General features: G+C 66.7%; 16 protein-coding genes. 9 read left to right on the top strand and 7 right to left on the bottom strand.

Annotated elements, in window-relative coordinates:
* Both QRN53_RS20575 and QRN53_RS20580 read left to right on the top strand, forming a co-directional pair.
* Window positions 1-1716 carry an ABC transporter family substrate-binding protein gene (locus QRN53_RS20575; RefSeq protein WP_285245665.1) on the top strand — a complete coding sequence of 572 codons (1716 nt, stop codon included), beginning with the start codon at window positions 1-3 and terminating at the stop codon, window positions 1714-1716.
* A gap of 96 nt (window positions 1717-1812) precedes the next feature.
* The gene (locus QRN53_RS20580; protein ID WP_285245666.1) at window positions 1813-2895 is read left to right on the top strand and encodes a Gfo/Idh/MocA family protein; all 1083 of its coding nucleotides are present in this window, start codon (window positions 1813-1815) and stop codon (window positions 2893-2895) included.
* Between the two features lie 53 nt (window positions 2896-2948).
* On the opposite strand, the gene ald is transcribed toward QRN53_RS20580, so the two are convergent.
* Window positions 2949-4067 (bottom strand): alanine dehydrogenase, encoded by a 1119-nt coding sequence (gene ald, locus QRN53_RS20585; protein WP_285245667.1) that lies wholly within the window; start codon window positions 4065-4067, stop codon window positions 2949-2951.
* 234 nt (window positions 4068-4301) lie between these two features.
* On the opposite strand from ald, the gene QRN53_RS20590 reads away from it, so the two are divergent.
* Entirely contained in the window at window positions 4302-5522 is a 1221-nt protein-coding gene (locus QRN53_RS20590) for a PucR family transcriptional regulator (RefSeq protein ID WP_285245668.1), read from the top strand.
* A gap of 17 nt (window positions 5523-5539) precedes the next feature.
* Here QRN53_RS20590 and QRN53_RS20595 read toward each other — a convergent pair whose 3' ends face one another.
* From QRN53_RS20595 to ptsP, 3 genes are read right to left on the bottom strand one after another with little or no spacing between them, the layout of a single operon-like run.
* Complete coding sequence (locus QRN53_RS20595) at window positions 5540-6358, bottom strand: alpha/beta fold hydrolase (RefSeq protein WP_285245669.1); 819 nt, start codon at window positions 6356-6358, stop codon at window positions 5540-5542.
* Window positions 6358-6780 carry a helix-turn-helix domain-containing protein gene (locus QRN53_RS20600; RefSeq protein ID WP_285245670.1) on the bottom strand — a complete coding sequence of 141 codons (423 nt, stop codon included), beginning with the start codon at window positions 6778-6780 and terminating at the stop codon, window positions 6358-6360. Before QRN53_RS20600 ends, QRN53_RS20595 begins: the two co-directional genes overlap by 1 nt.
* A 56-nt stretch (window positions 6781-6836) precedes the next feature.
* On the bottom strand, window positions 6837-8522 hold the full coding sequence (gene ptsP, locus QRN53_RS20605) for a phosphoenolpyruvate--protein phosphotransferase (RefSeq protein ID WP_285245671.1): 1686 nt from the start codon (window positions 8520-8522) through the stop codon (window positions 6837-6839).
* 161 nt (window positions 8523-8683) lie between these two features.
* On the opposite strand from ptsP, the gene QRN53_RS20610 reads away from it, so the two are divergent.
* The 6 genes from QRN53_RS20610 to QRN53_RS20635 all read left to right on the top strand — a co-directional run bounded on the left by QRN53_RS20610 (window position 8684) and on the right by QRN53_RS20635 (window position 15124).
* Entirely contained in the window at window positions 8684-9412 is a 729-nt protein-coding gene (locus tag QRN53_RS20610) for a TetR/AcrR family transcriptional regulator (protein WP_285245672.1), read from the top strand.
* 87 nt (window positions 9413-9499) lie between these two features.
* Entirely contained in the window at window positions 9500-11563 is a 2064-nt protein-coding gene (locus QRN53_RS20615) for a PTS mannitol transporter subunit IICBA (RefSeq protein WP_285245673.1), read from the top strand.
* The gene (locus QRN53_RS20620) at window positions 11563-12726 is read left to right on the top strand and encodes a mannitol-1-phosphate 5-dehydrogenase (protein WP_285245674.1); all 1164 of its coding nucleotides are present in this window, start codon (window positions 11563-11565) and stop codon (window positions 12724-12726) included. The genes QRN53_RS20615 and QRN53_RS20620 overlap by 1 nt, the downstream gene beginning before the upstream one ends.
* Window positions 12727-12901: 175 nt before the next feature.
* Entirely contained in the window at window positions 12902-13393 is a 492-nt protein-coding gene (locus QRN53_RS20625; protein WP_285245698.1) for a GNAT family N-acetyltransferase, read from the top strand.
* 41 nt (window positions 13394-13434) lie between these two features.
* Window positions 13435-13872: a MarR family winged helix-turn-helix transcriptional regulator gene (locus tag QRN53_RS20630; protein ID WP_285245675.1), complete on the top strand. Its 438-nt coding sequence runs from the start codon at window positions 13435-13437 to the stop codon at window positions 13870-13872.
* A gap of 28 nt (window positions 13873-13900) precedes the next feature.
* Window positions 13901-15124 (top strand): MFS transporter, encoded by a 1224-nt coding sequence (locus tag QRN53_RS20635; RefSeq protein WP_285245676.1) that lies wholly within the window; start codon window positions 13901-13903, stop codon window positions 15122-15124.
* A gap of 113 nt (window positions 15125-15237) precedes the next feature.
* Here the strand turns inward: QRN53_RS20635 and QRN53_RS20640 are convergent, their stop codons facing one another.
* The 3 genes from QRN53_RS20640 to rraA form a co-directional block, all read right to left on the bottom strand.
* Window positions 15238-16677, bottom strand: coding sequence for a sugar porter family MFS transporter (locus tag QRN53_RS20640; RefSeq protein ID WP_285245677.1), 1440 nt, complete (start codon window positions 16675-16677; stop codon window positions 15238-15240).
* 198 nt (window positions 16678-16875) lie between these two features.
* The gene (locus QRN53_RS20645) at window positions 16876-18540 is read right to left on the bottom strand and encodes an MDR family MFS transporter (RefSeq protein ID WP_285245678.1); all 1665 of its coding nucleotides are present in this window, start codon (window positions 18538-18540) and stop codon (window positions 16876-16878) included.
* A gap of 127 nt (window positions 18541-18667) precedes the next feature.
* Window positions 18668-19162, bottom strand: coding sequence for a ribonuclease E activity regulator RraA (gene rraA / locus QRN53_RS20650; RefSeq protein WP_285245679.1), 495 nt, complete (start codon window positions 19160-19162; stop codon window positions 18668-18670).
* Window positions 19163-19236: the final 74 nt, after the last annotated feature.

A 19236-nucleotide genomic window follows, 5' to 3' on the forward strand; every position in this document is an offset into this window, starting at 1 on the left:
ATGAGGAAACTGAACAGGATCGGCGGGGCAGCAGCCATTGCTGCTGCACTGACGCTGACGGCCTGCGGCGGTGGCGGTGCCAGCGGCCCCGAAACAGCCAAGGGGCAGGAGGCAGGCAGCGACCTGTCCAAGCTGATCAGCATCAATGAGAAGCCGGCAGCCGACCTCCAGCAGGGCGGCAAGGTGACCCTCCCGCTGGGCAATATCGGCCCGGACTTCAACGGCTTCTCCAACAACGGAAACAGCGCGGACAACTCCGCCCTGCAGATTCCCATGAACCCGGTCGCCATGAACAGCGGCGGCATCGGCGGCTGCTGGAAGGTGGACTTCAAGGGCAAGGTCACCCCTAACACGGACTTCTGCGAGTCCGTGAAGAGCGAGGTGAAGGACGGCAAGCAGACCATCACCATCGAGGTCAACCCCAAGGCCACCTACAACGACGGCACCCCAATTGACGTCAAGGCCTTCAAGAACACCTGGAACATCCTCAAGAGCCCGGACGCCGGCTACGACATCGTCAGCTCCGGAGCGTACGAATTCGTTGATTCCGTTGAGGCCGGCAGCAGCGACAAGGAAGTCATCGTCAAGACGTCCCGCCCGGTCTTCCCGGTGGATTCACTGTTCTTCGGACTGATCCACCCCGCGGTCAACACCCCTGAAATCTTCAACAACGGCTTCAACGGCAACCTGCACCCGGAGTGGATGGCCGGACCCTTCAAGCTGGACCAGTACGACACCGCCGCCAAGACCGTAACCCTGGTTCCGAACGAGAAGTGGTGGGGCCAGAAGCCGGTCCTGTCGAATGTGACCTTCCGCCAGCTGGAAACCAGCGCCCAGATCGCCGCCTTCAAGAACGGTGAAATCGATGCCATGTCCGCCAACACCATCTCGCTGTACAAGCAGCTGGACGGCACCAAGGACTCGGACATCCGCCGCGGCCAGCGCCTCTTCGCCGGTGGCCTGAACCTCAACGCCCAGCGCATCACGGACGTCAACGTGCGCAAGGCCATCTTCGCCGCCGTCGACCGCGAAGCAATCCGCAAGGTCCGCTTCAACGGCCTGAACTGGGAGGAACCCAGCTCCGGTTCCATGATGCTCCTGCCGTTCTCCGAGTACTACCAGGACAACTACCCGGTCAAGGAAACCGGCCCCGACGCCGCCAAGAAGGTCCTCACCGACGCCGGCTACAGCCCCAACGCCAGCGGCATCATGGAAAAGGACGGCAAGCCCGCCGCCTTCAAGATCAGCAACTTCGGCGACGATCCCACCACCCTGGCCGTGGCACAGACCCTGCAGAAGCAGCTCCAGGCCGGCGGCATGGATGTGGGCATCGACCAGCGCGCGTCCGCCGACTTCGGCAAGGTCCTGGGCAGCCGCGAGTTCGACTTGAGCATCTCCGGCTACACCGTAGGCCCGGATGCCACCGACGCCGTCAAGCAGTACTACGACTCCAAGGTCAACGAGAACAAGCTCGGTGACGCCGACCTGGACAAGAAGATCGCCGACCTCGCCTCCATCGAGGACAACGCAGCGCGCAACAAGGCTGCCATGGACGTGGAGAAGGAACACATGGCGAAGTACTACTCCATGGGCGTGGTCTTCAACGGCCCGCAGATCTCCTTCGTCCGCACCGGCCTGGCCAACTACGGCCCGTCGCTCTTCCAGAGCACCTCGCAGGTCCCGGACTGGACCACCATCGGCTGGGAAAAGAAGTAACCACCCGCAACCCGATCGAGAAGCCGGCACCCCTGGTCACGCACCAGGGATGCCGGCCCCGTTTAACGCTGCCTACCCCGGGGTAGCGTAGCTTCCATGACCGGAACTGAAGGCAGCCCCCGCACCATCCGCACCGCCGTCGTCGGCTACGGGCTGGCAGGGAGCGTGTTCCACGCCCCGTTGCTGGCGGCCAACGGCAGCTACTCACTGGACGTCATTGCCACGTCCGACGCCGGGCGGCAGGCGGCTGCCGCATCCCGGCATCCGGGGGCGGACATCGTGCCGGATGGCGCCGCCGCCCTGGAGCGGGCAGCGGTCCTTGACCTGGTGGTCCTGGCAACCCCGCCGGAGACGCACTATCCGCTGGCCAAGGCTGCGCTGCAGGCGGGACTGGATGTGGTGGTGGATAAACCGTTCGCCGTGACCAGTGCCCAAGGGGAGGAACTGGTTGAGGCGGCACGGCAGCTGGGCCGGGTCCTGACGGTGTTCCACAACCGGAGGTGGGACGGTGATTTCCTGACGTTGCGGAAACTGCTGGCCGCCCGGGCCCTGGGCGGGGTGACGCGCTTCGAGTCCAGGTTCGAGCGCTGGCAGCCCACCATCGCCAAGCCCTGGAAAGCGCGGGCCACCGCCGCGGACGGGGGAGGGGTCCTTTTCGACCTTGGCAGCCACCTGGTTGACCAGGCGCTGCAGCTGTTCGGTCCCGCTACGGTGGCCCACGCCGAGCTGGCGGCGCGGCGGTCCGATGAACGGGCGGATGACGACGTCTTCCTGGTCCTGCGGCACCATTCGGGCGTGACCAGCCACCTGACCATGAACATGCAGTGCGCGCAGCAGGGGCCGCGCTTCCGGGTGCTGGGTTCGGTGGGCGGGTACACCAAGAACGGGGTGGACCCGCAGGAGCCCTACCTTGCCGCCGGCGGCAGCCCCCTGGATCCCGGGTACGGGCAGGAAGCGCTGGAATGGGCGGGGCAGCTGGGCCGTGACGGCCACCTGGACGCCCTGCCCACCGAGCGCGGAGCCTATCCGGAGTTCTACCGGATCCTGGCCGAAAAGATCCTCGACGGCGGCGCGCAGTCATCCCTGCCCCTTCCGGTCGATCCGGAAGACGCCGTCGAGGTCCTCAAGCTGATCGAGGCCGCCCGGGAACTGGTTAAAAACCAATCGATTGCTCCGTAGTTGTCGTTCTGGGGGTCCAAAACGACAAGTACGGAGCAATCGATGAAGGGTGACTAGGCGGAAACCAGTTCGTGCCAGTCGGAAACGAGGGGCAGGTTGTGGGCCTCGGACACGGAGTGGTGTGCCACGTGGCCGGCGGCGATGTTGAGGCCGGCGGCCAGGGCGGGGTCGCGGTCAAAAGCGGCTTTGACGCCCAGGTTGGCCAGGGACACCGCGTAGCGCAGCGTGACGTTGGTCAGTGCGTAAGTGGAGGTGTTGGGGACGGCGCCGGGCATGTTGGCCACGCAGTAGAAGATGGTGTTGTGCACCTTGTAAGTGGGTTCCTGGTGCGTGGTGGGGTGCGTGTCCTCGAAGCAGCCGCCCTGGTCCACGGCGATATCCACCAGGACCGAGCCGGGCTTCATGCGGGCCACGAGGTCGTTGGTGACCAGCTTGGGGGCCTTGGCGCCGGGGATGAGGACGGAACCGATCACCAGGTCTGCGTCAACCACTGACTTTTCGATCTCGTACTTGTTGGAGGCAACGGTCTTCAGCCGGCCCTGGTACTGGGCATCGAGTTCGCGCAGCCGGTTGATGTTGATGTCCAGGATGGTCACGTCAGCGCCGAGGCCCAGGGCCATGGCGGCGGCGTTGGTGCCGGCCACCCCGGCGCCCAGGACAACCACCTTCGCGGGGCGCACGCCCGGGACGCCGCCCAGCAGCACGCCCTTGCCGCCGGCCGGTGCCATCAGCGAGGTGGCGCCCACCTGGACGGACAGGCGCCCGGCCACCTCGGACATCGGGGCCAGCAGCGGCAGCGAGCGGCCCTCCTGCACGGTCTCGTAGGCGATCGCGGTGACGCCGGAGTTGATGAGCGCCTGGGTCAGTTCGGGCTCGGCCGCGAGGTGCAGGTAGGTGAAGAGGATCAGGCCCTTGCGGAAGCGGTGGTACTCGGACTTGATGGGCTCCTTGACCTTCATCACCATGTCGGCGCGGGACCAGACGTCGTCAGCCTCATTGACGATCTCGGCACCGGCGATCGCGTACTCCTCGTCGGTGATGCCCGAGCCCAGGCCGGCACCGCGCTCCACCAGTACGGTGTGGCCGTGGGTGCGGAACTCGTGGACGCCGGCCGCGGTGATGGCCACGCGGAATTCGTTGTTCTTGATTTCTTTGGGGACGCCGATGATCATCGTCTGCTCCATTTTTTGGGGCCGGTGGGCCGGTTAATGCGGAAGGATTTGCGTGTTTCAACGATAAATCCGCCTGTGAGCCAGGCGACATGGGCCCGCTGCAGGCTGGATGGATGAACCGCGCCATTCCGGTGTTTTTACCGTGCGAGGCTCGACACGTGTCGAGTCCTGAAGCGTCAGGTGTCGCCTCGTGTTGGTTCGTCTGTCGGGCGGCGCAAGCAGTAGTGTGAGCCCATGCAGCAGCAGGGTGTGGAACAGCTCGTCGAACAGGTGGCACAGAAGCTTGGCCGCGGCCTGTCCCTCGAGGACCTGGACGGCCTGCTGCTCGCTTACAGCTCCAACCAGTCGCACGCAGACCGCGTGCGGGTGAATTTCCTGCTGAGCAAGAAGGTCCCGGCGGATGTCAGTGCCTGGCAGCTCTCCCACGGGATCGCCACCGCCGTGCGGCCGGTGGTGATCCCCGGGAATCCGGAGCTCGGCATGCTGGGCCGTGTCTGCGTCCCGCTGATGGTCCGGGGGTTTCGGGTGGGCTACCTGTGGGTGCAGCAGGACTCGGCAGAGGAAAGTCCGACGGCGATCCTCACCCAGCTGCCCGGCGTCAACCATGAGCTTGAGCTGCTGTCAGGCCTCCTGCTCGACTCGAACACGGCTGAATCCGAGTTCCGCCGGGGCCGTGAACGGGAGTTTCTGCTGGCCTGTTCCGGGGAGCCCAATGCGGTGGCCGCGGTGGCGGGCTGGAAGGAAGTCCAGGGCCGGGGTCCATGGCAGATGGTCACGGTGCTGGACGCGGACGGATGGGCCAGCGGACCTGACCCCATCGCGTCCACCCTGATCCATCGATCCACCGCCCTGCAGGCAACCGTGGGTGTGGATGCCGCCCTGTTCAGTGCCGGCACCGAAACCCATTCGGTGGTGCTGTTCCGCGAATCGACCGGCCGCGCCAACCACGCCCAGGTTCTGGTGCACTACCAGCTGGAGCTGGCCAAGCGCTCGGGCCGGCCGGTCCACCGCATCATCCTGGGGATCAGCGAGGGTTTCGCCAGGACGCGCCAGCTCGCGGAGGCGTACCGGCAATCCCGGATGGCAGCCCAGGCGGCCGCCGTGGACCCGCAGCTGGGCGAGCTCGTGGACTGCCGCGCCACCGGCGTCTACCAGCTGCTCGCGTCCGCGGGCGGGGGAGTGGGGGCATGGGCGGACTCCGGGTCCGTGTACTTCCGGATGCTTGAGGACCACGACCGCAACGGCGAGCTCATCCCCGTCCTGGAGCTGCTGTATGACAATGACGGCTCCGTCCAGGACGTGGCCTCCCGGCTCCACCTGCACCGCAGCAGCATCTACAACCGGTTGGGGCGGATCCGCCAGCTGCTGGGGGTGGACCCGCTGAAGGGATTGCCCCGGCTGGAACTGCACGCCGCGCTCAAGATGCGCCGCTGGGCGGCAAGGCCCAGGATCTGACGCAGGGAAATCCGGGCTTACCCGGAGGCGGCCCCGGCAAAGGACCGGATGGCGTCCGCCACCTGCCGCGGGCGCACATGCTGGACCACGTGGCCTGCCCCCGGAATTTCAGCGAAGCTTCCCTGCGGTACGGCCTGGGCGAGCCGAATGCACCACTCCGGCCCTGCCACCTGGTCATGGTTGCCGCGGAGGACCAGGATGGGAACGTTGATGCCGCCCAGCCGCTGCTCCGTGGGGTAACCCATCATCACCGGCACTTCGGTGAAGTACCAGCGCGGGCCGCAACGGAAGTAGTCCGTCAACACGATCCAGTTGGACGAGGCACTTTCCCGGAGCAGCGCGTCGAGGGTGAGGGCCATGCCCTGCCGCAGGACGCTCCGGTGCCGGGAGTCCACCACGGGTCCCATCAGGACCAGCCGGCGTGCCCGTTCGGGGGCGTAGAGTGCGGCCTCGATGGTGAACTGCGTGCCCATTGAGTGACCTACCAGGATGTACGAGTCGATGCCGCTCGCTTTGAGCGCCTGGGCGATGAAGGAGCCGTAGTCCGCAACGGAGAGCTGCCTGCCGGGCCGGGGGGTGCCGGCGAAACCCGGCAGGTCCAGCGAGTAGGTGGGGGCGCCGGCCAGTTCGTTGTGCAGGCGGCGGAGGTAGCGGTGGGAGACGCCGATGCCGTGGATGAGGACATACGCCGGTCCGGCCGGGTTGCCTGCGGCGTCCTGTCCTGGCGCGGGAGTACCGTCAGCCCAGAGCAGCCTGCCCGTCAGGCCGTTGGCTTCCACCTCCGTTGAGTGCAACCTGGCGTCTTTCCGGTCCCGCCGGCCAAGGGGAAACCGCACTACTCTGCCACGCCGGCGTGGTCGCGGGCGGCCTTGTCCTGTTGGCGTTTCTGGTCTTCGAGTTTCTGGTGCTCCAGCCACGCCATGATGTCAGCCTGCCGGATCCTGCGGTGCGAGCCGCGGTACTCCACAGGGATTTCCCCGCGGTCCGTCATGTTGCGCAGGTACGTGTGCGAGATCCCCGCCAGTTCCGCAGCCTGGGAGGTGGTCAACATTTCCTCCACGCTGCCCACGGTCACCGTTTCGCCGCGTCCCAGCCGTGCCAGGAGATCGACGACGGCGTCCCTCGCCTGCGCGGGCAGGCGGTGGACGGTGCCGTCCACGAAGACGGTGATGTCGTTGCTGTCCTCGAGGGCGCGCGCAAGGCTGCCGGCCTCACCTGCGGGCAGGCCGGCCGTAACGCGGGGGGCTATCAATGCCATGGACGTAGCCTATCCCGCGTCGGACGGGTGCCCGCAGGCCGGGCGGTTCCTCCGGATCAGAGGCCCAGTTCCTCCAGGACCGGCAGTTTCTCCCGCACCCAGGCCCGGGCTTCCGTGGCGCTCGGCGCGGAGAGGGCCAGCTTGGCCAGTTCCTGGGCTTCGGAGAGGGTTACCGTCTTCAGGACGGCCGCCACGGCGGCCAGCGAGCGGGCCGTCATGGAGAGGGTGGTCACGCCAAGGCCGGTGAGGACGACGGCGAGGGCCGGGTCCGCGGCAGCCTCACCACAGACGCCAACGGGTTTGTTGTGGCCTTCGGCCCTGGACCCCTCAACCGTGAGCCCTACGAGGCGCAGGACTGCGGGCTGCCAGGGGGTGTTGAGGTTGGCCAGGGGGCCAAGTTGGCGGTCGGCGGCCATGGCGTACTGGGTGAGGTCGTTGGTGCCCAGGCTCGCGAAGCCCACTTCGCGGAGGATTGATTCCGCGGTGAGGGCGGCGGACGGGACTTCCACCATGACGCCGGGGGTCTTGATGCCGGCGTCGGCGCACATGGAGGCGAAACGCGCGGCTTCCTCGGCGGTGGAGATCATGGGCGCCATGACCCAGACGTCGGCCTCGGACTGCTGCTCGGCCAGGGCGATGGCTTCAAGCTGCCGGTCCAGGACGCCGGGGGTGGTGAAATCGGTGCGGTAGCCGCGGACGCCGAGGGCCGGGTTGGGTTCCGTGGAGTCGGTGAGGAAGGGCAGCGGCTTGTCGGCGCCCGCATCCAGGGTGCGCAGGACCACCTTCTTGCCCGGGAAGGCATCGAAGACGCTCTTATAGGCGGCCGCCTGTTCCTCAATGGACGGTTCGGTGTCCCGCTCCAGGAAGCAGAACTCGGTGCGGAAGAGGCCCACGCCCTGCGCTCCGAGCTTGGCTGCGGCTTCGGCGTCCTTGCCGCCGCCCACGTTGGCGAGCAACGGCACTTCGTGGCCGTCCGCCGTCGTGCCCGTGCCGGTGAACTCAGCCAGCAGTGACGCCGTGGCAGCCCAGGCCTCTGCCGTCGCGCGAAGGGATTCGTCGGGCTCGGCGGTGATGAGGCCGGCTGCGCCGTCCACATACACCTCGGTGCCGTCCGCCAGTTCGTCGACGCCCACGGCGGCCACCACGGCCGGCAGGCCGAGGGAACGGGCGATGATCGCCGTGTGGGACTGGGGGCCGCCGCCGGCGGTGACCAGCGCCAGGACCTTGTTCGGGTCAAGGGTGGCCGTGTCCGCCGGGGCAAGGTCCTCCGCCACGAGGACGAACGGGGTGTTGGAGGCAGGGATGCCGGGCGCGGGAACGCCCCGCAGCGCGGCGACAATCCGGGCGCGGACGTCCAGGACGTCGGTGGCGCGCTCGGCCATGTAGCCGCCCAGGTTATGCAGCATCTCAGAGACCGAGGAGCCGGATTCCCAGATGGCGCGTTCGGCAGAAACACCCCGGGCCACCAGTTTGGCGGCGCCCTTGATCAGCATGGTGTCCTTGGCCATCAGTGCCGTGGCTTCCAGGACTGCCTTGCCGTCCCCTACGGCGTGCGCGGCGCGCTCCTTCAGTTCGTCATGGACGGCCTGGGAGGCCGCCTTCAGTGCTGCGGTGGCTTCCTCGGCAGTGGTGTCCGGCGCCAGCTGTTCACCGGCGGGAGGCTCACTGATGGGTTTGGGCATCTGCCGGATGGTGCCGATGACGCGGCCTGGGCTGACGCCTACTCCTGGGAAGTTCTGCACTGAAGGTCCTCATTCTCTGCCGGTAGACAGGCCCGCCAAGTTCTCCGGCGCCGTGCCGGGTCCGCCGGAGGACTGCTACGTCCAGGGGCAGGAAACGTGCCTGAAAAAATTGTATGTGATTCAGTTCATATAGCAACGCTATAGGTGCTAGGGTAGCGGTTATGAGTTTGGATGGCCAGCTTCCCCCCAAAATGCGGCTGCTCCGTGCTGCCGCGGAACTGCTGGCAAAATCCGCGGGAGCTCCGGTCTCCACCCGCCAGATCACCCAGCTGGCAGGGGTTTCCGCCCCCACCCTGTACCACCACTTCGGTGACAAGGAAGGTCTTTTCGACGCCGTCGTCGCCGCAGGGTTTGAGGAATATGTCGCGGGCGAACGGGACTTCGCCCCCTCCGGGCAGCCTCTTGAGGACATCCGGAGAATGTGGGACAACCACGTGCAGTTCGGTCTGAACCAGCCCGAGCTGTACCTGGTGATGTTCGGCAACATCCGCCCCGAAAGCCGGCCAGCCATCGTGGCCGACGCCGAGGCGCTCATGGAAGAGATGCTGAACAAGGCAGCGGCAGCGGGCCAGCTGAACGTCCAGCCCAGGGAAGCGGCCAGGTCCATCCTGGCGGCCAACGTGGGTGTCACGCTGATGCTGATTGCGGAGCCCGCCGCCGAACGCAACCTCGAACTGTCCACCATGACCCGGGACGCCATGATTTTCGCGGTGTCCGCCGAGCCCGCCAGCGGCCCGGCCCCGGGCGGCGCCGGGAAGTCCTCGGTAGTGGTGGCAGCGATCGCCCTGAATGCCGCACTTCAGGCCTCGCACTCTGACCAGCTTTCCAGCTCGGAACTCAAGCTTTTCCTCGAATGGCTCCACCGGATCTCCACCAGCCCGGCCGGATAGCCCACAACACCGCGTTACCCAGCAGTACGTCGTCGTAATCATCGGACCAATCCTGCGGAGCAGCAGGAATGACGGTTAGGAAATCACATGGCAACAGAGACAGTTGCAAAACCCCGCACCAGCGCGCGCGTGCACGTCCAAAAGTTCGGGACATTCCTGTCCGGCATGATCATGCCCAACATCGGTGCGTTCATCGCCTGGGGCATCATCACCGCCCTCTTCATCGAGAAGGGCTGGCTGCCCGTTCCGCAGCTCGGTGGTTTCGGCGAGACTGACGGAAAGCCCAACATCGGCCTGGTAGGCCCCATGATCACCTACCTCCTGCCGCTGCTGATCGGCTACACCGGCGGCAAGATGGTCTATGACGTCCGCGGTGGCGTGGTGGGTGCCATCGGCACCATGGGCGTGATCGTGGGCGCCGGCATCCCGATGTTCATCGGCGCGATGATCATGGGCCCCCTGGGCGGCTGGACCATGAAGAAGATCGACATGATCTGGGACGGCAAGATCCGCCCCGGCTTCGAAATGCTGGTCAACAACTTCTCCGCCGGCATCTGGGGCGCGCTCCTGGCCTTGCTGGGGTTCTACGGCATTTCGCCGCTGGTGACCGCCTTCAGTACTGCCGCGGGAAACTTCGTGCAGTTCCTGGTCCACAACGGCCTGCTGCCCCTGACCAGCATTTTCATCGAGCCGGCCAAGGTCCTGTTCCTCAACAACGCCATCAACCACGGCGTGCTCACCCCGCTGGGTGTGCAGCAGTCCCTGGATCAGGGCAAGTCCATCCTGTTCCTGCTGGAAGCCAACCCCGGCCCCGGCCTGGGCCTCCTGCTCGCGTACGCTTTCTTCGGCCGCGGCGCCGCCAAGGCATCGGCCCCCGGTGCAGCCATCATCCAGTTCCTGGGCGGCATCCACGAGATCTACTTCCCGTACGTCCTGATGCGCCCGCTGCTGATCCTGGGCACCATCGCCGGCGGCATGACCGGCATCGCCACCCTCGCCGTCACCAACTCCGGCCTGGTCGCCCCGGCCGCCCCTGGCTCCATCTTCGCCGTGCTGGCGCAGACGTCCCGTGACAGCTACTTCGGGGTGATCCTCTCCGTGGTGCTCGCGGCAGCCGTTTCCTTCCTGGTGTCCTCGGTCATCCTGAAGACCACCAAGCACAGCGATGAGGACGACCTTGGCGACGCCACCGCACGGATGGAGGCAATGAAGGGCAAGAAGAGCTCCGTGGCCTCCACCCTCGCAGGTGCCGGCGGAGGCGTCGCAGCGGGTGCCGCTGCAGGCGGCCGCGGCGGCGTGGGCGTCCTGGCAGGCCCCGTGCGCAACGTCGTGTTCGCGTGCGACGCCGGCATGGGCTCCAGCGCCATGGGCGCCTCGGTGCTGCGGAACAAGATCAAGGCGGCCGGGTTCCCCGACGTCAAGGTCACCAACGCCTCCATAGCCAACCTCACCGACAGCTACGACGTCGTGGTCACCCATCAGGACCTCACCGAGCGGGCCAAGCCGGCCACGTCCAGCGCCGTGCACTACTCCGTCGACAACTTCATGAGCAGCCCGCGGTACGACGAGATCGTCGAGCTGGTCCGTGAAAGCAACACCGAACGCGGTGACTCGGCCGACGCCGGCGCCGCCCACGGTGCGCACGCCGCCGATGCCCCGGTGGATGCTGCGCCCGCTGCCGCGGCAGGAACTCAGCCTGCGGCTTCCGCTGCCGGAAGCTCCGAGATCCTGGCCCGGGAGAGCGTGGTCCTGACGGGTTCGGCCACCACCCGGGACGCCGCCATCGACGAAGCGGGCAGGCTCCTGCTGGCCCGTGGCGCCGTGGACGAAGGCTACATCGCCGCCATGCACGAGCGCGAGGAATCGGTGTCCACCTACATGGGCAGCTTCCTGGCCATCCCGCACGGCACCAACGCCGCCAAGGACCACATCCGCAAGTCCGCGGTGTCCGTCATCCGCTACCCCGAAGGCATCGACTGGAACGGCAAGGAAGTGAAGTTCGTGGTGGGTGTCGCAGGCATCAATAACGAACACCTGCACATCCTGTCCTCCATCGCCAAGGTCTTCACCAACAAGGACCAGGTGGCCCGGCTCGAGGCTGCCACGTCCGAGGATGAAGTCCTGGAGCTCTTCGGAAAGGTCAACGCATAGTGAAGGCAGTACATTTTGGCGCCGGCAACATCGGGCGCGGCTTTGTGGGCCTGCTCCTGCACGATGCCGGCTACGAGGTGGTGTTCGCGGACGTGGCCGAGGAACTGATCACCCGCCTGGCCGCTGCGGACAGCTACGCGGTCCACGAGGTGGGGGAGAACCCCGCCGTGCGGACGGTGGACAACTTCCGGGCGCTGAACTCCAACGCCCAGGAGGCCGAGCTGGTCGCGGAGATCGCGACGGCGGACATCGTCACCACGGCGGTGGGCCCGCACATCCTGAAGTTCGTGGCGCCCGTGATCGCCAAGGGCATCGTGGCCAGGGAACCAGGGCGGGCACCCCTGCAGGTGATGGCCTGCGAGAACGCCATCAACGCCACGGACATCCTGGCCAAGGAGGTGGCTGCCCAGCCGGGGGCCGCCGCCGGGGCCCTGGACGGGAAGGTGGTGTTCGCGAACACCGCCGTGGACAGGATCGTGCCCAACCAGGAGCCGGGCCAGGGCCTGGACGTCACCGTGGAGACCTTCTTCGAATGGGTCATCGACCGGACCGCCTTTGGCGACTCCGCCCCGGTGATCCCCGGTGCCACCTTCGTGGACGACCTCTCGCCGTACATCGAGCGGAAGCTGTTCACCGTCAATACCGGGCATGCCTCTGCGGCTTACCTGGGGTTTGAGGCGGGGCTGGAGAAGATCTCCGACGCCATGGCGGACCAGGATGTGGCTGAGGACGTCCGGGCGGTGCTCGAGGAGACCAAGCAGCTCCTGGTGGCCAAGCACGGCTTCAGCAATGACGAGCAGGAAGCGTACGTCCAGAAAATCCTGGTCCGGTTCTCCAACCCGTACCTGCCGGACACCGTTAACCGGGTGGGCCGCGCGCCGTTGCGGAAGCTGAGCCGCCACGAGCGGTTCATCGGCCCGGCGGCGGAGCTGGCAGAACGCGGCGTGGTGCCGGAGGCCCTGCTGGGTGCCATTGCTGCAGCGCTGCGCTTCAACGACTCCGCCGATGCCGAGGCCACCGAACTCGCGGTTATCCTCGGCTCCGCCAGCCCGGCTGACGCCACGGCCCGGATCACCGGACTCGAGCGGGACCACCCGCTGTTCAACGCCGTCGCCACCCTCGTGGAGGAGCGGCAGGCGGAACTGGCAGGCACCCCCGCCTGACGCCGCCCCGGCACGCGCCATCACTTCCTGCACCCCCTGACGCAACGCCCCATCAGAACCTGCAGGAATTCCGGGAACGCCCCATCACCACGACGCCGGCACTTTCCCAAGTGCCGGCGTCGTTGTTTGTTTGTGCCAAGCTGGGCAGGTGATTCCTTCCGAAGAAGCCGGGCCGTTGTTCGCTGCCGACATCGACGGCGGGACGTTCCGCCTCCGCCACGCCACCCCCGCCGACCTCCCGGCCATGGTGCGGCTGCTCGCCGACGACGCGTTGGGCGCCGGCCGCGAGACCGCGCGGGACATGGAGCCGTACCAGCGGGCCTTTGACGCGATCGACGCCGACCCCGCCCACCTCTTGATCGTCGGCGACACCGTGACGGCAGGGGGCCAGGCCAGGCCGGTGGTGGCCACCTTCCAGCTCAGTTTCCTTCCCGGCATCTCCCGGCGGGGTGCGTGGCGCTCGCAACTCGAGGGTGTCCGCGTGGACGCCTCCCTTCGGGGCCACGGTCTTGGGAAGCTCATGGTGGGCTGGGCCATCGCTGAGTCCAGGCGGCGGGGCTGCACCCTGATGCAGCTGACCACGCACCACAGCCGCTCCGCGGCACACCGGTTCTACGAGCAGCTGGGCTTCGAGGCCAGCCACGTCGGGATGAAGTTGACGCTCTGAACCTTGACTGTTAGGTGCCCTAAATGTTAGGCTACCTAACGATGAACGACGATAAAGCACTCCAGGAACTTGCCAGCGGATTCCGTGAAGCCCTCCGCCACAGCGTCTACCTGGTCCGGCGCCTCGACGCAGACGGTGAACTCAGCGCCGCCCAGCTCAGCACCCTCAAGATGCTGCTCAACGAGGGCCAGCGCGTCGGCGAGATTGCGCGGAACCTCGGCGTCCGCGTCCCCAGCGCCACCGAGCAGATCATCAAGCTCGAACGTGCCGGGCTGGCCCGCCGCGAGCCGGATCCCAAGGACTCCCGCGCCGTCAGGGTGATCCTGACCCCCGAGGGCCGGGACGCCGTCGACTCCGCCAACCGGCGCCGCAACCAGGTGATGGCGGGCATCCTGAGCACCCTCAGCGACCAGGACCGCAAAGCCCTTGCGGACGCGCTGCCGGTGATCGACAAAATCAACGCTTCCCTCCAGAACTGAACCAGTGACGAATTTAGGAGTACCCTCCATGAACCGCCAAGCAGAAACCCTGCCGGCACCGGAAAACACCCTGCAGGCTGAAAAGGCCTCATTCCTCAAGCAGCCCAAGGCGGTGTGGGCCACCGCGCTCGCGGCAGTGTTCGCCTTTATGGGCATCGGACTGGTGGACCCGATCCTTCCCGCCATTGCCACCAACCTGCAGGCGAGCCCCAGCCAGGTTTCACTGCTGTTCACCAGCTACTTCCTGGTTACCGCCCTGGCTATGTTGATCACCGGGTACGTCTCTTCCCGGATCGGCGGGAAAAAGACCCTCCTGATCGGCCTGGCCGTCATCGTCGTCTTCTCCTCACTCTCCGGCCTGTCCGGAAGCGTCAGCGAGCTGGTGGGCTTCCGCGCAGGCTGGGGCTTGGGCAATGCCCTGTTCGTGGCCACGGCCCTGGCAGTCATCGTCGGTGTGGCCAGCGGCGGCGCCGGTACAGCGATCATCCTCTACGAAGCCGCCCTGGGCCTGGGCATCTCGCTTGGCCCGCTCCTGGGCGCCCTCCTTGGCGGCTGGCAGTGGCGCGCACCGTTCTTTGGCACCGCGGTCCTCATGGCGGCCGCCTTTATCGCCCTGATCGCCCTGCTGCCCACAACGCCGTTGCCCGAGCGCAAGGTACGCCTGCGCGACCCCCTGCTGGCACTGGGCCACAAGGGACTGCGGACGACGGCGGCGAGCGGCCTGTTCTACAACTACGGCTTCTTCACCATCCTGGCTTTCACCCCGTTCATCCTGGGCATGAACGCTTACGGAATCGGCGGTGTCTTCTTCGGCTGGGGCGTGGCAGTGGCTGTCTTCTCCGTCTTCGTGGCACCGCCCCTGCAGGCCCGCTTCGGTGCCGTCAAGGTACTGACCGGAACGCTGTTCCTGCTCATGCTGGACCTGGCCGGGCTGGGCCTGGCGGCGGGCCACTCGGTGCCGGCCGTCGTCGTCCTGGTGATCGTTGCCGGTGCCCTGCTGGGCGTCAACAACACCATCTACACCGAACTGGCCATGGGGGTCTCCGATTCGCCCCGCCCGGTGGCGTCCTCCGGCTACAACTTCGTCCGCTGGATGGGTGGCGCGCTGGCCCCGTTCGCGGCAGCACAGCTTGGTGAGCACTTTGGCCCGCAGGTTCCGTTCTTTGCAGGCGCGGCAGCCATGCTGGTCGCCATCCTGATCGCCCTCGGCGGCCGTTCCTACCTCTCCTCGCACGAACCGCACGTCGTGTAGGCGGCGGCTCAACAAACAAACCCTCCATCACTTCAGGTGATGGAGGGTTTGTTGTTTTCCGGCGAAAGCTGATGGCGCGTCGCGGGAGAGACGGCGGGAGGTGGTGGGGCGTCCTAGGCCTTGGCGGATCCCTTGGGGACGAACAGCGTTTCGGCCTGCTCCAGGGACATCCCGTTGGTCTCCGGCACCTTGAACATCACGAAGAAGAAGGACGCCGCGGCGAACAGCGCGTACATGGCGTACGTCAGGGGCAACGAACCGGCAGCCATCACCGGGAAGCTGAGGGTGATGGCAAAGTTCGCCACCCACTGCGCGGCAGCGGCCAGGCCCAAGGCCCGGGCACGGATCTTGGACGGGAAGATTTCACCCAGGAGCACCCACACCAGCGGCCCCCAGGACGCGCCGAAACTGATGACGAACACGTTTGCCGCCACCAGCGCCACCGGACCCCAGGCGCCCGGCAGGGTGATGTTCTCGCCGCTGCCCGTCGCCGAGGAGAATGCCAGCGCCATGGCACCGAGGGACACAGCCATGCCCACGGAGCCGGTGAGGAGGATCGGGCGGCGCCCCACGCGGTCCACCAGGGCGATGGCCACCAGCGTGACCAGGATGTTGGTGACGGCCGTTGCCACGGAAATGGCCAGGGAGTCCTGTTCCTGGAAACCGACGGCCTTCCACAGCGTGGTGGAGTAGTAGAAGATCACGTTGATGCCCACGAACTGCTGCAGCACGGAGAGGATGATGCCCACCCACACCACCGCTTGCAGGCCAAAGGTCTTGCCGCGGAGGGAGCCCTTCTGCCCGGCCAGCTTGTCTTCCTCGATGGCTTCCCGGATGTCGCGGATGTGCCGGTCGGTGTCCTCGGCGGGCGCAATCGAGTCGAACACCTTCCGGGCCTGCTCTTCCTTGCCTTGGAACACCAGGAAGCGCGGGGATTCAGGCAGCGTGAAGGCTACCCAGCCGTAGACGATGGCCGGGACGGCGGCGGCGAGGAACATCCACCGCCAGGCTTCGATGCCGAGCCAGAACTGCTGGTCTGCCCCGCCGGCGGTGGTTGCCAGCAGCGCGTCGGAGAGCAGGGCGGCAAAGATGCCCGTGGTGATGGCCAGCTGCTGCAGCGAGGCCAGGCGGCCGCGGACCTTGCGCGGCGATATCTCGGAGATGTACGCGGGGGCGATCACGGAGGCCAGGCCGATGCCCAGTCCGCCCACGAGGCGCCAGAAGATCAGGTCCCAGACACCAAAGCAGAAACCCGTCCCCACGGCGCTGACCAGGAAGAGCAGGGCGCCGAGCTTCATGGCGGGAATGCGGCCGTACCGGTCGGCCACCTTGCCGGCCAGGAAGGCGCCGGCGGCGCAGCCCAGCAGGGCGATGGCCACTGCGAAGCCGGTCACGGCCTCGGACAAGGCGAATTCTTCCTTCATGGCGTCTACGGCGCCATTGACCACGGACGAGTCGAAGCCGAAGAGGAATCCACCCACCGCCCCCGCGAGCGCCAGCCAGATCACCCGCCGCGGAATCCGGGTGGTTGTCTGCTCCTGTGCAGTGGGCATGGTTCTCCCTGGTGTTGGAGGTTTATGGATGCGGTGCGGACGTCGTCGGCTGCGGTACCGGCCGAAAGGGCCGGCGCACACGCGCTAAACAGTGTGGCACGTCACCGCCGCAGGTTCCACTTGGCGCCCGCAGCCGGAAAGCACAACGACGACGGCGGGCAGTGCCGCCGTCGTCGTTTGTTCCCTGCGCTTCCGGGGTTAGTGGGCCGGGATCTGGATGTCGTCCTTATCCTGCGGCGAGGCCTTCTGGTCCGTCAGCTTCTTCCGCGGCAGCGCGAAGCTGATGAGGAACGCCAGGCCCGTCAGGGCTGCGGCGGTCAGCATCACGGTGTCGATCGAGGTGGCGAAGCCTTCGGTGATGGGCCGGGTCAGGGTGGAGTTGGCGGTGTGCAGCCAGCTGGTGTCGTTCAGCGAATCGTTGGAGGCGCCATTCTTGAAGAAGTCGTACAGCTTGGCGTTGGCAGGATCGGACGCTACGGCAGGGTCCTTCAGGACGGCGAGGTAGGCAGGATCCGTGGTGGCACTCTTCATGCCGTCGGCGATCCGGCTGGCGGCCAGGCTGAAGAGCATGGAGATGAAGACGGCGGTCCCCACGGCGCCGCCCATGGAGCGGAAGAAGGCCGCGGAGGAGGTGCCCACGCCCATGTCGCGCGGCGGGACGGAGGTCTGCATGGCAAGGGTGAGCGGCTGCATGCAGAAGCCCAGGCCGATGCCGAAGAACACGGCGATGAGGCCGGGAACCCACAGCCCGGTGTCCACTCCCAGGGAGAAGCCCATCACCAGGGCGGCGGCGGTCAGGATGCCGGTGCCCATGATGGGGAAGATGCGGAACGTCCCGGACGCCGAGATGGTGCGGCCGGCGGTGATGGAACCGAACAGGATGCCCACCGTGAAGGTGATCATCATCAGGCCCGCCTGCGTGGGGGTGAGGCCCTTCACCAGCTGGAGGTACATGGGGAGCATGGCGATGGCGCCGAACATGCCGATGCCGATGATGAAGTTCAGCAGCGAGGACAGCCCGAACGTGACGTTGTGGAAGAGCCGCAGGGGGATGAGGGCGTAGTCGCCGGCCCGTTTTTCGGCCAGCAGGAACCAGGCAATGCCCACTACGCCCAGGCCGTAGCAGAGGAAGGAGTTGACCGAGGTCCAGCCCCAGGAGCGGCCCTGCTCGGCCACCAGCAGGAGCGGAACGATGGCCACCGTGATGGCCGCGGCGCCCCAGTAGTCGATCTTTTGCTTCAGGTGCTTCGAGGGCAGGTGCAGGAACAGGAACACCACTGTCAGGGCGGCGAGGCCGATGGGGATGTTGATGAAGAAGACCCAGCGCCAGCCGTCAAAGCCCAGGATGTTGGCCGAACCGGCGAAGGCACCGCCCACCACGGGACCCAGCACTGAGGAAATGCCGAAGACTGACATGAAGTAGCCCTGGAATTTGGCGCGGTCCTTCAGGGAGACGATGTCGCCGATGATGGTCAGCGCCAGCGCCAGCAGGCCGCCGGCGCCGAGGCCCTGGATACCGCGGGCGATGGCCAGTTCGGTCATCGAGTGCACCGAGCCCGCGTAGAGCGAACCCACCAGGAAGATGGCGATTGCCGTCAGGTACAGCGGACGGCGGCCAAAGATGTCGCTCAGCTTGCCGTACAACGGGGTGCTGACGGTGGAGGTGATCAGGTACGCGGTGGTGGCCCACGCCTGCAGCGAGAGCCCGTCGAGATCGTTGGCGATGGTGTAGATGGACGTTGAAACGATGGTCTGGTCAAGGGATGCGAGGAACATGCCCAGCATCAGACCGACCATTACCGTGACGATCTGGCGTTGCGTCAGGGTTTCTCCGGCGCGGGGCGCGGCAGAGGCTTTAGACATGAAGGCTCCAGGGGAGAGAAAAGGATATAAGCAGCGATAGTTGCTTTCAGTAACTATCTTACTCGCACTTTTTATTCCCCGCCCTGCCAACTTTTTGCGGTGCCCGTGGCCGGGACGCGATCCTCGCCTACGCCTCCACGAGAATGCCGTCGGTGTCGCACCAGATGGCGGCCCCCGGGCGGATGGTGACGCCGTCGATCACCACATCCACGTCAACCTCCCCGGCGCCCTCCTTCAGGCTCTTCTTCGGGTTGCTGCCGAGTGCCTTGACCCCAAGGTCCAGCCGGGCAAGGGCCTCCCGGTCCCTGATGGCGCCATTGATCACGACGCCGGCCCAGCCGTTCGCCACGGCGCTTTCGGCGATTATGTCCCCCATTAGGGCCGTGCCCAGCGATCCGCCGCCGTCCACTACCAGGACGGCGCCGTTCCCTGGGGACGCGAGCGTCGATTTCACCAGGGCGTTGTCCTGGAAGCACCGGATGGTCCGGGCCGGTCCGTTGAAATGCGAGCGGCCGCCCAGGGATTGGAACTGCAGGGAGATCGATGCCAGTTCGGAGCCCCGCTCGTCATAGAGGTCTGCGGTTTTCACGGCTGCGTTTTGTGCGGGGGTGGATGCGCTCATCTGCTGCTCCTGGGTCTTCGGCGACGGGGCGGCCGGGGCGGTGCCCGGCGGCCAGGTACGGCCCACGATAGTCT

Source organism: Pseudarthrobacter sp. fls2-241-R2A-127, from assembly GCF_030209355.1.
GTDB lineage: Bacteria > Actinomycetota > Actinomycetes > Actinomycetales > Micrococcaceae > Arthrobacter.